Source organism: Nocardioides candidus (genome assembly GCF_041321175.1).
Classification (GTDB): domain Bacteria; phylum Actinomycetota; class Actinomycetes; order Propionibacteriales; family Nocardioidaceae; genus Nocardioides.
This window is the reverse complement of the sequence record NZ_JBGGWC010000002.1, coordinates 498,041-510,622: the sequence shown is the minus strand read 5'-3', so window position 1 is coordinate 510,622 and position 12,582 is coordinate 498,041. Positions and strand designations below refer to the sequence as shown.

The 12,582-nt window shown below is 72.5% G+C and carries 13 protein-coding genes; 5 read left to right on the top strand and 8 right to left on the bottom strand.

The features are described from left to right. Window positions 1-148: 148 nt before the first annotated feature. Window positions 149-1,189, bottom strand: coding sequence for an LLM class F420-dependent oxidoreductase (locus ACAX67_RS12135; RefSeq protein ID WP_370704101.1), 1,041 nt, complete (start codon window positions 1,187-1,189; stop codon window positions 149-151). Window positions 1,190-1,282: 93 nt separating this feature from the next. Between ACAX67_RS12135 and npdG the strand changes: the two genes are divergently transcribed. Beyond that, complete coding sequence (gene npdG, locus ACAX67_RS12130) at window positions 1,283-1,969, top strand: NADPH-dependent F420 reductase (RefSeq protein WP_370704100.1); 687 nt, start codon at window positions 1,283-1,285, stop codon at window positions 1,967-1,969. Here the strand turns inward: npdG and ACAX67_RS12125 are convergent. The 7 genes from ACAX67_RS12125 to ACAX67_RS12095 all read right to left on the bottom strand — a co-directional run bounded on the left by ACAX67_RS12125 (window position 1,944) and on the right by ACAX67_RS12095 (window position 7,601). Then, window positions 1,944-2,876 (bottom strand): hypothetical protein, encoded by a 933-nt coding sequence (locus tag ACAX67_RS12125; protein WP_370704099.1) that lies wholly within the window; start codon window positions 2,874-2,876, stop codon window positions 1,944-1,946. The genes npdG and ACAX67_RS12125 overlap by 26 nt on opposite strands. Window positions 2,877-2,917: 41 nt before the next feature. Further along, window positions 2,918-3,949 carry a hypothetical protein gene (locus ACAX67_RS12120; protein ID WP_370704098.1) on the bottom strand — a complete coding sequence of 344 codons (1,032 nt, stop codon included), beginning with the start codon at window positions 3,947-3,949 and terminating at the stop codon, window positions 2,918-2,920. Continuing rightward, window positions 3,942-4,445 carry a SigE family RNA polymerase sigma factor gene (locus tag ACAX67_RS12115; RefSeq protein ID WP_370704097.1) on the bottom strand — a complete coding sequence of 168 codons (504 nt, stop codon included), beginning with the start codon at window positions 4,443-4,445 and terminating at the stop codon, window positions 3,942-3,944. The genes ACAX67_RS12120 and ACAX67_RS12115 overlap by 8 nt, the downstream gene beginning before the upstream one ends. A 63-nt stretch (window positions 4,446-4,508) precedes the next feature. Continuing rightward, window positions 4,509-5,426, bottom strand: coding sequence for a hypothetical protein (locus tag ACAX67_RS12110; protein ID WP_370704096.1), 918 nt, complete (start codon window positions 5,424-5,426; stop codon window positions 4,509-4,511). 170 nt (window positions 5,427-5,596) lie between these two features. Continuing rightward, the gene (locus ACAX67_RS12105) at window positions 5,597-6,130 is read right to left on the bottom strand and encodes a YbaK/EbsC family protein (RefSeq protein ID WP_370704542.1); all 534 of its coding nucleotides are present in this window, start codon (window positions 6,128-6,130) and stop codon (window positions 5,597-5,599) included. Next, window positions 6,130-6,438 (bottom strand): hypothetical protein, encoded by a 309-nt coding sequence (locus ACAX67_RS12100; RefSeq protein WP_370704095.1) that lies wholly within the window; start codon window positions 6,436-6,438, stop codon window positions 6,130-6,132. Before ACAX67_RS12100 ends, ACAX67_RS12105 begins: the two co-directional genes overlap by 1 nt. Continuing rightward, window positions 6,435-7,601 (bottom strand): PspC domain-containing protein, encoded by a 1,167-nt coding sequence (locus ACAX67_RS12095; protein ID WP_370704094.1) that lies wholly within the window; start codon window positions 7,599-7,601, stop codon window positions 6,435-6,437. Before ACAX67_RS12095 ends, ACAX67_RS12100 begins: the two co-directional genes overlap by 4 nt. Before the next feature lie 143 nt (window positions 7,602-7,744). Between ACAX67_RS12095 and ACAX67_RS12090 the strand changes: the two genes are divergently transcribed. Genes ACAX67_RS12090 through pcrA form a run of 4 tightly spaced genes read left to right on the top strand, consistent with a single transcriptional unit; the run spans window position 7,745 to window position 12,575 of the window. Further along, window positions 7,745-9,022 (top strand): PspC domain-containing protein, encoded by a 1,278-nt coding sequence (locus tag ACAX67_RS12090; protein ID WP_370704093.1) that lies wholly within the window; start codon window positions 7,745-7,747, stop codon window positions 9,020-9,022. After that, window positions 9,023-9,679, top strand: a complete 657-nt coding sequence (locus tag ACAX67_RS12085) for a LuxR C-terminal-related transcriptional regulator (RefSeq protein ID WP_370704092.1) — start codon at window positions 9,023-9,025, stop codon at window positions 9,677-9,679. A gap of 10 nt (window positions 9,680-9,689) precedes the next feature. Then, window positions 9,690-10,046, top strand: coding sequence for a hypothetical protein (locus ACAX67_RS12080; RefSeq protein WP_370704091.1), 357 nt, complete (start codon window positions 9,690-9,692; stop codon window positions 10,044-10,046). Between the two features lie 54 nt (window positions 10,047-10,100). Further along, complete coding sequence (pcrA, locus tag ACAX67_RS12075; protein WP_370704090.1) at window positions 10,101-12,575, top strand: DNA helicase PcrA; 2,475 nt, start codon at window positions 10,101-10,103, stop codon at window positions 12,573-12,575. Window positions 12,576-12,582 lie beyond the last annotated feature (7 nt).

Below are 12,582 nucleotides of genomic sequence, written 5' to 3'. Positions count from 1 at the left end.
CGGACATCGGGCATCGGGGTTTCGCCGGATCCGACCCTGATTGCACCAGGGATTCATCGGTGGGGCCACCAATAAAAACCAGACAGGCCCGGCGGGTGTCATGGAGACACCTCGGCGGGCCGGTCTGTGACAACCTGACGCAGGAGCGTCAGGCGACGAGCTCCTTCATGCGACGCACGAGGGCGGGCGCGTCCTCGCTGGCCGGCGTGATCTGCAGGTTGGTGACGCCGGACTCCTGGTAGGCGGCGATCCGCTCCTTGACGTAGGACTCGGGGCCGACGAGGTTCATCGCCTCGAGGAACTCCATCGGGACCTTCGCCTCGGCCTCCCGCTTCTTGCCGTCGAGGTAGAGGTCCTGGATCTCCTTGGCCTCGGCCTCGAAGCCGTAGTCGCAGAAGAGGTCGTTGTAGAAGTTCTTGCCGCGGGCGCCCATGCCGCCGACGTACAGCGCGATCAGAGGTCGCGCGAAGTCGAGCAGCGCCTTGGTCTCGGGGCCCTCGCCGATCGCGCACATGCCCCCGGCGACCACCTCGAGCGGCGCCAGGTCGTCGGGCCGCTTCTCGGTGCCGGCTGCGACGACCTCGCCCCAGACCGCCTTGGCCTTCTCGGGGTAGTAGAGGAACGGGAGCCAGCCGTCGGCGTACTCCGCGGTGCCCTTGACGGACTTCTGCCCGAGCGCCGCGATGTAGATCGGCACGCTGTCGCGCTCGGGGTGGGTGAGCAGCTTCAGCGGCTTGCCGAGCCCGGTGACCGCACCGTCCTCCTTGGAGAGCGGCAGCTTGAAGATGCCGTCGTTGGTCAGCACCTCGCGCCGCAGGCCGCGCCGCACGAGGTCGACGATCTCGCGGGTGCGGCCGAGCTGGCTGGCGTAGGGGACGCCGTGGAAGCCCTCGATCACCTGCGGGCCGGAGGCGCCGAGGCCGAGGATCGCGCGACCGCCGCTGACGTTGTCGAGACCCGCCGCGGTCTGCAGCAGGGCGCTCGGCGTGCGCGAGTAGATGTTGAGGATCGCCGAGCCGATCTCGATGGTCTCGGTCTTGGCGGCGAGGTAGCCCATCAGCGTGGGGGAGTCGAAGCCGTAGGCTTCGGCGACCCAGATGGTGTCGAGTCCGGCGCGCTCCAGGGCGACGACCTGGTCGGCCGCCTCACGGGGGTTGCCGGCGTACATCAACGAGCTGGAGAGCTTCATCGCTTCCCTTCCGGGTGGGGTAGGTGATCGGAGCAACTGTGACAGTACTACTGTCACGGTGTCGAGATCGTGTGACCTAGTCGAGGAGAACTGGTGGACGACGTCAAGTACCGCGTGGCAGTGATCGGCGGCACCGGGCCGCAGGGCAAGGGCCTGGGCTACCGCTTCGCCAAGGGCGGGCACACGGTGGTGCTCGGCTCGCGCGCCGCGGAGAAGGGCGAGGCCGTCGCCGCGGAGGTCCGTGAGAAGCTCGCCGGCGCCGCGTCGGCCGGCGAGGTGACCGGAGCGGCGAACGTCGACGCGGTCGAGCAGTGCGACGTGGTGCTGCTGGCCGTGCCGTACGACGGCCACGACGAGCTCGTCGCGTCGCTGCCGCTGGCCGGCAAGACCGTCATCTCCTGCGTCAACCCGCTCGCGTTCGACAAGCGCGGGGCGCACGGCAAGGTCATCAACAACGGCGAGGGCTCCGCCGCAGAGTCCGCCCAGGAGCTCGCCCCCGACGCGACCGTGGTCGGTGCCTTCCACAACGTCTCCGCCGTCGGCCTCTGGGAGGAGCCCGACGACCTCGACGAGGACGTGATCGTCGTCGGGGACGTCGTCGAGGCCAAGCAGGTCGCCATGGCGCTCGCCGCCTCGGTGACCGGCCGGGTCGGCATCGACGGCGGCAAGCTGCGCCTCGCGCGTCAGCTCGAGCCGTTCACCGCCGTGCTGATCTCGATCAACCGGAAGTACAAGGTGCACTCCGGGCTGCGGATCACGGGACTGGCCGAGCAGCACTGACCAGACGCTCGACGATCCGGCGCGCGCGGCCGCGGGGTTCCCACTCCCGGCTGCCGCCCACGGCCAGCGCCTCGCAGTGGTCGGTCACCGCGATCGGGTCCCGCCAGGCACTCTCGCCGACGAGCCAGTACTCGCGCCGCGGTCCGGGCGGGCAACCGAGCAGACCAGCGACGGAGAAGGTGTCCGTCCGCATGCTGTCGAGCAGGACGGCGAGATCCTTCGCCGGGATGGCCGCGCGGCGCGCTCGTCGCGGATGGTTGGGCTCCCCGAAGCAGAGCACGGCGACGGCGAGGTCGGTCGCCCGACCGAGCGGCCAGGTGTAGCCGTACTGGTGCTGCTCGCCGCACGAGAGCTGTGCCGCGCGACGGTCCGGACCCGGGGGATCGGCGGTCGCTCGCTGGTCGAGCAGCCGGTGGACGAACGTGCGGAGTGGCGGGGAGGAGTCGGTGCGCCACCCGCTCCCCGCGACGAGCCGGTAGCAGCTGGACATCGAGCCGGACACGAGGAACCGCGAGCCGTCCGGATAGCCGAACGCCATCCGATAGGTCGGCACCCACTGCCGTACGCACCGCGGCCGGTCCACGCTCGGCTGGCGGTTGACCGCGCGGACGAGTGCCGAGACGTGGGTCGTCAGTGCGTCGTAGGGCGACAGCACGGCGGTGTACTTGTCGCCGCCCGGGCAGAGCCGGACGGACGTCGCCCCTGCTGGCACGTGGTCGGGGAGGTCGGGGTCGGGTCGGTCGGAAGGGATGGACCCGATCGCTGGCGCCTCGGGGCACGTCACGACGGTGGGGTCCGCCGGCGCCGCGGGGGACGGGGACCGCTCGGCCCCCGGTGACGCGTCGTCGCACCCGGCCAGCGCGAGCGCGACCGCGAGGAGGGCTGCCGGCAGCCAGCGGGACGTCATACGAAGGGCAGTCTATGAGGTGCGAGACGGATGACCTCCGGTCATGGGACTGCCCGAGCACCGAGGCGGTCGATGATCGCCTGGGACGCGGCGCTCGGCTGCCAGGCGCGACCGTCCGGCAGGACGTAGGAGTCGCACTGGTAGGTGATCATCACCGCGTCGCCCGAGGTGGTGACGCCGGAGATCCAGGGCTCCTCCCGGTAGCAGCGGGCGATCCCCGCTGTCGCGTGGGCGTTCGCGGCGATGTCGGCCACCAGGGTGGCCAGGTCGTCGTCCGGGATCTCGACGAACCCGAGGGATGCCGTGCTCCCCGACTTGTCCTGGACGCAGAGAAGGGCCTCGGCGAGGTCCTCCGCGCGGCCGGTCGTCGGCGTGGGGGGATCGGTGGTGCAGGCCGGCCCGTCGGTCGTGTCGGTGGTCGGCTCGGCATCGCCCAGCTGTGCCTGGAGGAGGTCGTCGAACTCGTGGGCGGCGGTCTCGGGGTCGGCGCGGTAGCCGCTGCCGACCGTCAGCGTCCGGCAGCCGTAGAGCCTGCCGCTGACCACGAAGGTCGACCCGTCGTCGTAGCCGAAGACGATCCGGAAGCCCGGCCCGAGCTCCATCGTGCAGACGTCGGCCGGTCCGTCGGTGCGGGCGAGGCCGTTGACCGTCTCGACCAGCGTCGCCACGTCCTGCGTCAGCAGGTCGTCGGGGTAGGTGAGGGCGGCGCCCGGGCCCTCGCAGATCCGGGCGGCGGTCGCGCCCTCGGGGACCGCGTCCGGCGCGGCCGGGTCGGGGCTGTCGATCGCGGACTCGGGGATCACCCCGTCCTCGGCCTTCGCCGGAGGACAGCTGACGCTCGGCGGCGCTCCGAAGTCGTAGCGGTCCACCGCCCTGTCGTCGTCGCCACCGGCGAGCGCTGCCGTGAGGACGGCGGCTCCCGCCACGACGCCGACCGTGCCCACCAGGGCCGCTGCCGTCGTACGGCGTCGGCGGCGCGCCAGCCGCTCCGCGCGCCGTGCGCGGTCGGGGGTGGCAGGCGGCTCGGGTACGGCGTCGGCGAGCCCGTCGCGCAACCACTTCTCGTCACTCATCGTCGTCCTCTCGTCGCAGGTGGGGAGAGGAGCGCAGGGCCGTCAGGGCGCGGGAGCACTGGCTCTTGACGGTGCCCTGGCTGATGCCGAGCGCGTCGGCGGTCTGGGCCTCGGTGAGGTCCTCGAAGTAGCGCAGCACGACGATCGCGCGCTGTCCCTTCGGCAGGCCCGCGAGTGCGGAGACCAGGTCGTTGCGGGTGTCGGTGTCCGGGGCACTCACGCCCGCCTCGGGCAGCACCTCCGTCGGCCGCTCACCGCGCCACTTGCGCCGCCACCAGGACACGTAGGTGGTGAACATGACCCGCCGCACGTAGGGCTCGAACCCTTCCGGGCCGACCCGCTCCCACGACCGCCAGCTCTTCGCCAGCGCCGTCTGCACGAGGTCCTCGGCGAGCTGCCGGTCCGACGTCAGCAGCCACGCCGAGCGCCACAGCGCGTCGCCGCGCGCGGCCACGAAACCGTCGAAGGTCCCGTCCGCCGTGTCGTTCGCGCTCATCACCGCCTGCTCCATCGGCCCTCCTCTCCACCGTCATAAGCGGTGAGGGGCGGGGAAAGGTTGTCAGCGCGCCCGGGAGGCGAGGTCCTGGACGATGGCGCGTGCCCTGCCGCGCGGGATCCAGACCTCGGCGCCGTGCAGGCCGAACCCGACGCAGCCGGCCTCCATCGTGATCGGGTCGCCCCACCCGTTGACGCCGACGATCCAGCGACCGCGCGGGTTGTAGGGGCAGAACATGCCCTCCGTCGATGTCGTGCTGGTGGCCATGTTCCTCTCGAGCACGGCGAGGTCGTCGGAGCCGATCGTGGCCCGGCGCGCCTTCGCCGGCTCGTCGATCGCACCCACGCAGAGCACGGCGACCGCGAGCTCGGTGGGGTCGGCGAGGGGCCACGTGAACCGCTCGGGCGGTTGCGCGCAGTCGAGGTCAGCGGCTCGGACGGAGCTGCTCGGCCGGGGAAGGCCGGCGCGCTGGGTCTTGAGGGCGCGGACGAACCGGTCGAGGACCGGCGCCGCGCGGGCGCGACGGGCGCTGCCGACGAGCAGCTCGCCGCACTCCGTGTAGCGGCCCGCGACGACGAAGCTGGTGCCGTCGGGATAGCCGAACGCGAGCTGGTAGGTCGGCAGCTGGCGGTCGGAGCAGTGCCGCGTGACGACCGGCTGGTCGTTGACGGCCTGGACCACCCCGGAGACGTTGGTCGTCAGCGCGTCGAGCGGCGGCGTGACCTCGCCGGGCGCGGCCGCGCAGAGCCGCACCGAGGTGGCGCCGTCGGGCACGGCGTCGGGGAGGGCCGGGTCGGGGTCGAGGGCAACGTCGTCGGGGCACGTCACGACAGGTCCGGGATCGGTGGAGGCGCTCGCGCTCGGGTCGGTCGTCGCGCCGGAGCCCGGTCCGGCCCCGGGGTCGTCCGTCGAGCCGTCACACCCCGCCGCGAGGGCGAGGGCGACGACAGCTCCGAGGGCCCAGCCGGCAGTCCGCTTCACGGGGCCCATGATGCCGTCCCGGGTGGCGCTCCGGCTGGTTGCGCTCCGGCCGGTTGTCCTCGGGAGAGGGGGTCGTGTGCCTGAGACCGACCCAGGGACCGTGCTCAGGCACACGACTCGCCTGCCCGGGCAGCTCAGCCCGCCCGGCCCGCTCAGCCCGCTCAGCCCGCTCAGCCCGCGAGGCCCTCGATCACCTCGGCACCGGGCAGGTCGGCGAGGAGGGAGCCGGGGAGGAGCAGCTTGGAGCGGCGTACGCCGGAGCCGATGATCGCCGCGGGGACGTCGGGGACCCGGGCGTCGACGAGGAGGCGCCAGTCGGAGGGGAGCCCGACAGGGGTGATGCCGCCGTACTCCATCTCGGACTCGGCGACCGCGCGGTCCATCGGCATGAACGACAGCTTGCGCACGTCGAGCAGACGCTTCACGGCGTGGTTGACGTCGAGCCGGGTGTCGGCGCGCACCAGGCAGGCCGCGATCCGCTCCTGGCCCTCCCGCTTGCCGGCGACCAGCACGCAGTTGACGCCGGTGTCGAGCGGCAGGTCGTAGGCCTCGCTCATCGCGGCGGTGTCGGCGAGGTCGGGGTCGATCTCGGCCACCGCGACGCCGGTCGCGCCCGGCCAGGTGGCGAGCGCGGCGGCGACGCGGGGCGCGACGAGGGTGGGGTGGTCGGTGGCCGGCAGCGAGGTGAGGCCGGGGAAGGAGATCAGATCCACCCGGACATCTTGCCGTTGCGGCGTCCGGCGTTGCGCAGCACGGTCGCGACCAGCCCGACCACACCTGCCACGAGCCACGGCAGCGGCAGCAGCCAGTGCGCGTCCACCAGCTCGACGGTGTCGGAGCTGATCAGCGCCCACACCGTGAACAGGCCGACGAACGCCACGCCCATCACCAGGTGGCCGATGTTGACCGGGTGCCAGCCGCGCGGGGGCGCGGGGACCGTGGCGGCGCCGGTGTCGACCGGCCGACCCTCGATCGGCTGTTCCTCCATCGGGGTGGTCTCGGGTCCGCTCATCGCACTGCCTCCTTCGTCTCGACCTCGATCTGGCCGAAGAGGACCGTCAGGTCCAGGTCGATCTCGGTGCTGGACCCCACGTCCCGGGTGCCCTCGTCGGAACCGTCGGTGCGGTCCCCGAAGATCACGCTCTCGCCGCCGCCCTGGACGTCGGTCGTGACGTGCACGTCGACGCCCTCGCGCGGCACCTGCACCAGCACGTGCCCGAAGCGGGCCTCCGCCTCGATGGTGCGGCCGTCGAGCTTCGCCAGCTCGGAGCGGGAGAGGTCGGTGAGGTCGATGACGATCTCGCCCGCGCCGACGTGGTAGCGGTCCTTCACCTGCTCCGCGGTCTGCGGCCGGGCGTCGACCTGCCCGGCGCTGATGTCGTCGACGGCCGCTGCGACCAGGGTGGCCAGCGCCGCGACCAGTCCGACGAAGACCAGCCCACCGGCCCGTCCGTAGACCGAGCCCACGACCAGCATCACGCCGCAGGCCGCGAGCACCGCTGCCGGGTAGGCCGATGCGGGTGCGTCCCAGCCGGCGAGGTCGAGGGTCGCGACGAGCGCGAGGCCGACGGCGGCCAGGCCGAGCGTGAACCAGAACAGGATCGGCCCGCGCTTGCGGGGGTCCTTGGGCCTGGGGGCCGGCGGCCGAGGACCGGAGTACGGCGGCCTGGCGGCCGGCTGCGGGACCGCAGCCGTGCTCGGCTGCACCCAGCCGCTGGCGGGCAGCGGGCCGGGGTGCGGCTTCGGCCGGACGGCGGCGGCGATCGCGGCGATCGCGAGCCCGACGATGGCGAGCGGCCACGGGAAGCCCCAGCCGCCGAACGAGTCACCGACCAGGGACAGCGCGCAGACCACGCCGACGATGGCGAGCAGGGCGGTGCGGGTGCGGTGGTCGACCCGGACCACCCCCTCGTCGCTGCCCTCCTCGGGGATGAGCAGCCAGCCCGCCGCGTAGGCGAGCAGGCCGCCTCCGCCGAAGATCGCCAGCAGGACGAACAGCACCCGCACGACCAAGGGGTCGATGTCGAAGTGGCGCGCGACGCCGCCGGCGACCCCGGCGATCTTGCGGTCGTGGAGGCTGCGCCGGATCCGGCCGAGGTCCTTGGCCTCGTCGCGGGTCACACGAGGGCCGCTGGGCTGCGGAGCCTCGGGGGCCTCAGGAGGTGTCGTGGTCATGTCATCAAGGTTGGGCCGTCCCGCGGGCGCACACCATCGGGGACTGCCCTGATCTTGCCGCATCCCCGCCCCGGCGCTCTCGGGGTCCGGTCAGGGTTGTTCCCGCTGCTGCGCCTCCGCGCGTTGTGTGACGATTGACCATCATGACCACGACTGCAGGCGCACCGGGGGTGCGGGCACCCCGCGACGTGCGGCGCGCCTACCGCGACCTGCGGGAGCCGGTCCTCGGCGGCGTGGCCGCCGGCCTCGCCGAGCACCTCGGCCTCAGTGCGCTGATGGTGCGGGTCGGATTCGTCGTCGCCGCCGTGCTCGGCGGCTTCGGCATCGCCGCGTACGCCGTCCTGTGGGCGATGCTCCCCGCCGGACCGCCGACCTCGGCACTCGCACCGGGCCTCGCGAGCGCCAGCCGCGGCGGACGGCGGCCGGGGCCGGTCCGCCGGCTCTCCGACCTCGGGCCCGTCGTCGTGCTCGGCGCGCTCGGCATCGGCGCCGTCTTCGTGCTGCAGGGGGTCCTCGGTGCGGGTGGCTGGGTGTGGCCGCTCGGCATCGCGATCGTCGGCGTCGCCCTGCTGTGGCGGCAGGCCGACGAGGCGCAGCGCGAGCGCTGGGTCGACGCCACCGGACGGATCGACCCCGTGCGGATCGTGCTGGGCGACGGAGGCTGGGCGTCGTACGCCCGGCTCGCCGCCGGCGCCGGCCTCATCGTCGTCGCGATCGTGCTCTTCTCCCTGCGCGGCGGGTCGCTCTCGCTGGCGCGCGACGTGACCGTCGCCGTGCTGCTCGGTCTCGGCGGCCTCGCGATCGTCGTGGGACCGTGGATCTACCGGCTCGCCAACGAGCTGAGCGACGAGCGCGAGGAGCGGGTGCGCACCCAGGAGCGTGCCGACGTCGCCGCGCACCTGCACGACTCGGTGCTCCAGACCCTCGCGCTGATCCAGAAGAACCCCGCGGACGCCGCGCGACTGGCGCGCTCCCAGGAGCGCGACCTGCGGGCCTGGCTCTTCTCGACCGAGTCGCTCGACGACAGCACCGTCGGCAGTGCGCTGCGGGCGATGGCCGCCGAGATCGAGGACGCCTGGGGCCTGACGGTCGACGTGGTCGCCGTCGGCGACTGCGACCTCGACGAGACCCTGCGCCCGGTCGTGGCGGCCGCGCGCGAGGCGACGACCAACGCGGCCAAGCACGCCGGCGTACCCCGGGTCGATGTCTATGCCGAGATCACCGCGGGCGCCGTCGACGTCTTCGTGCGCGACCGCGGCGCCGGCTTCGACCCGGACGCGACCCCCGAGGACCGGCTCGGCGTGCGTCGCAGCATCATCGACCGGATGCAACGGCACGGGGGGACCGCCGAGGTGCGGTCCGCGCCGGGCGAGGGCACCGAGGTGCGCCTGCACCTCGGACGTGAGGACGAGGGGGCCTGAATGAGCGTGCGGGTAGTGGTCGTCGACGACCACGCGATGTTCCGGCGGGGCGTGATCGCCGAGCTCGAGGCCACCGGCAGCGGCGTGATCGAGGTCGTCGGCGAGGGCGAGGACGTGGACACTGCGGTCGCTGCCGTCGCGACCGGCCGGCCCGACGTCGTGCTCCTCGACGTGCACCTGCCCGGTGGCGGCGGCGTCGAGGTGATCCGGCGGTCGTCCACGCCGGCCGGCGGCGAGCCGCCGCGCTTCCTCGCGCTCTCGGTCAGCGACGCCGCCGAGGACGTCATCGGCACCATCCGCGGTGGTGCCCGGGGCTACGTCACCAAGACGATCACCGGCCCCGAGCTCGTCAGCGCGATCCAGCGGGTCGCCGACGGCGACGCGGTCTTCTCGCCGCGGCTGGCCGGCTTCGTGCTCGACGCGTTCGCCGGGTCCATCGACGTCGCCGACATCGACGAGGATCTCGACCGGCTGAGCGAGCGCGAGCGCGAGGTGATGCGCCTGATCGCGCGCGGCTACTCCTACAAGGAGGTCGCCAAAGAGCTCTTCATCTCCATCAAGACCGTCGAGACCCACATGTCGTCGGTGCTGCGCAAGCTGCAGCTCTCCTCACGTCATGAGCTGACCAAGTGGGCCTCGGACCGTCGCCTTCTCTAGGGTGACGCCCATGGACACGGCCCACCTGATCCTGCTGATCATCCACATCCTCGGGTTCTCCGCGCTGATCGGCGGCCTGCTCGCCCAGGCGGGCGCGGAGGAGAAGCGCGTCACCGGCGTCATGCGTGACGGCATCGGCACCGCGTTCCTCGCCGGCCTCCTGCTCGTCGGCGTCCTCGAGGGCGGGGACGAGCCGGTCAACCACGCCAAGGTGTTCGTCAAGCTCGGGATCGGCCTGGTGCTGCTCGTCCTGGTGATGGCCAACATGCGCAAGCCCTCGATCCCGAAGGGCCTGTGGGCCGGCCTCCTGCTGCTCGCCGTCGCCGAGGTCTGCGTAGCCGTGCTCTGGTCGCCCGTGCACACCTGAGTGCGCGATGCCGGGGCGCGCTGTGACGGCGGTGCGCCGTAGGCTGACGCCAGGATGACTGACGCACTGCCGCTGCCTGGTTTCGAGGGCATGACGACCAACGAGCCGCGCACGACGAGGCGCGGGCCGAGCGCGGAGGAGCTCCTCGACGGGCTCAATGGGCCGCAGGCCGAAGCGGTCCGGCACGCCGGTCCGCCGCTGCTCGTGGTGGCGGGTGCGGGCTCCGGCAAGACCCGGGTCCTGACCCGCCGGATCGCCTGGCTGATCTCAGAGCGCAAGGCCCACCCCGGCTCGATCCTGGCCATCACCTTCACCAACAAGGCCGCGGCCGAGATGAAGGAGCGCGTCACCGAGCTGGTCGGCAACCGCGCCCGCATCATGTGGGTCAGCACCTTCCACTCGGCCTGCGTGCGGATCCTGCGCAAGGAGGCCGACCACCTCGGCTACGAGCGGCTCCGGTCGAACTTCTCGATCTACGACGCCCAGGACCAGAAGCGCCTCATCACGCTGGTCTGCAACGACCTCGACCTCGACCCGCGGCGCTTCCAGCCGGGCCCGGTGCTCCACTGGATCAGCAACCACAAGAACGAGCTGCGCGAGCCCGACGAGGTCGCCGCCGACGCCAAGAACAGCATCGAGGAGAACTACGCAGCGGCCTACAAGCTCTACCAGCGGCGCCTGCGCGAGGCCAACGCCCTCGACTTCGACGACCTCATCATGGAGACCGTGCGGCTCTTCCAGCTCCACCCCGAGATCCGGGAGACCTACCGCCGCCGCTTCCGCCACGTGCTCGTCGACGAGTACCAGGACACCAACCACGCGCAGTACTCCTTCATCCACCAGCTCTGCGGGCAGAGCCTCGAGGAGACCAGCGCGTACGACGACAGCCCCGTCGACGCCGACCGGGTCCCGCCGGCCGAGCTGATGGTGGTCGGCGACGCCGACCAGTCGATCTACGCGTTCCGCGGCGCCGACATCCGCAACATCATGGACTTCGAGCAGGACTTCCCGGACGCGCGGACGATCATGCTCGAGCAGAACTACCGCTCCACGCAGACGATCCTCACCGCGGCCAACTCCGTCATCGGCAACAACCAGGGCCGCAAGGAGAAGCGGTTGTGGTCCGACGCCGGCGACGGCGAGAAGATCGTCGGCTACGTCGCCGACACCGAGCACGACGAGGCCCGGTTCGTCTCCGACGAGATCGACAAGCTGACCGACGGCGGCCTCAAGGCGGGCGACGTCGCGGTGTTCTACCGGACCAACGCGCAGTCGCGGGTGTTCGAGGAGATCTTCATCCGCACCGGCATGCCCTACAAGGTCGTCGGCGGCGTCCGGTTCTACGAGCGTCGCGAGGTGCGCGACGCGCTCGCCTACCTGCGGATGCTGGTCAACCCCGACGACCAGGTCTCGCTGCGCCGGATCCTCAACACCCCCAAGCGCGGCATCGGGGACCGTGCCGTGGAGTGCATCAACGAGCTCGCCAACCGGGAGCAGATCACCTTCTGGGAGGCGCTGCAGCGCGCGAGCGAGGCGCCCGGGCTGGCGACCCGCAGCCAGACCAACATCGAGGGCTTCGTCGCCCTCGTGACCGAGCTGCAGTCGATGGTGGCGGCGGGGGAGCGGCCCGACGTCGTGCTCGAGACCGTGCTGGACCGCTCCGGCTACCTCACGTCGCTGGAGGAGTCCGACGACCCGCAGGACGAGACCCGCGTGGAGAACCTCGGTGAGCTCGTCGCGGTCGCCCGCGAGTTCGCCGAGGACCCGGTCGCCGGGCCCAGCGCCGACCCGGCGGACGTCGACGCCGGGTTCGTCGAGCCCGGCCTGTCCGACTTCCTCGAGCGGGTGGCGCTGGTCGCCGACGCGGACCAGATCCCCGACGCCCCCGACGACGATCCCGACGCTCCGCCCGACTCCGGTGTCGTGACGCTGATGACCCTCCACACCGCGAAGGGTCTGGAGTTCCCGGTGGTCTTCCTGACCGGGCTCGAGGACGGCGTCTTCCCCCACTCCCGCTCGCTCGGCGACCGCCCCGAGCTGGAGGAGGAGCGCCGGCTCGCGTACGTCGGCATCACCCGTGCCCGGCAGCGGCTCTACGTGTCGCGTGCGGTCGTCCGCTCGGCCTGGGGCGCTCCGTCCCACAACCCCGCCTCGCGCTTCCTCAGCGAGCTGCCGATCGACCTGGTCGACTGGCGCCGCACCGAGGCCGACCAGGCGCGCTGGTCACGGCCGACCTTCGCCTCGCGCGCCTACGACGAGACGGCACCCAGCCGGCTCGGCGCGCCCACCGCGGCGGGCCGCCGCAACTTCAGCTCCGCCGCCGCGCGCGCCGATGCCGCGGCCAAGGCGAAGCCCGCCCGGGCGATCCCGGTGCTCGAGCCCGGCGACCGGGTGACCCACGACAGCTTCGGCCTGGGCACCGTCGTGTCGGTCGAGGGGCAAGGGGACAAGTCGGTCGCGAAGATCGACTTCGGCTCCGACGGGGAGAAGCGGCTGCTCCTGCGCTACGCCCCGGTGGAGAAGCTCTGAGCGTCGC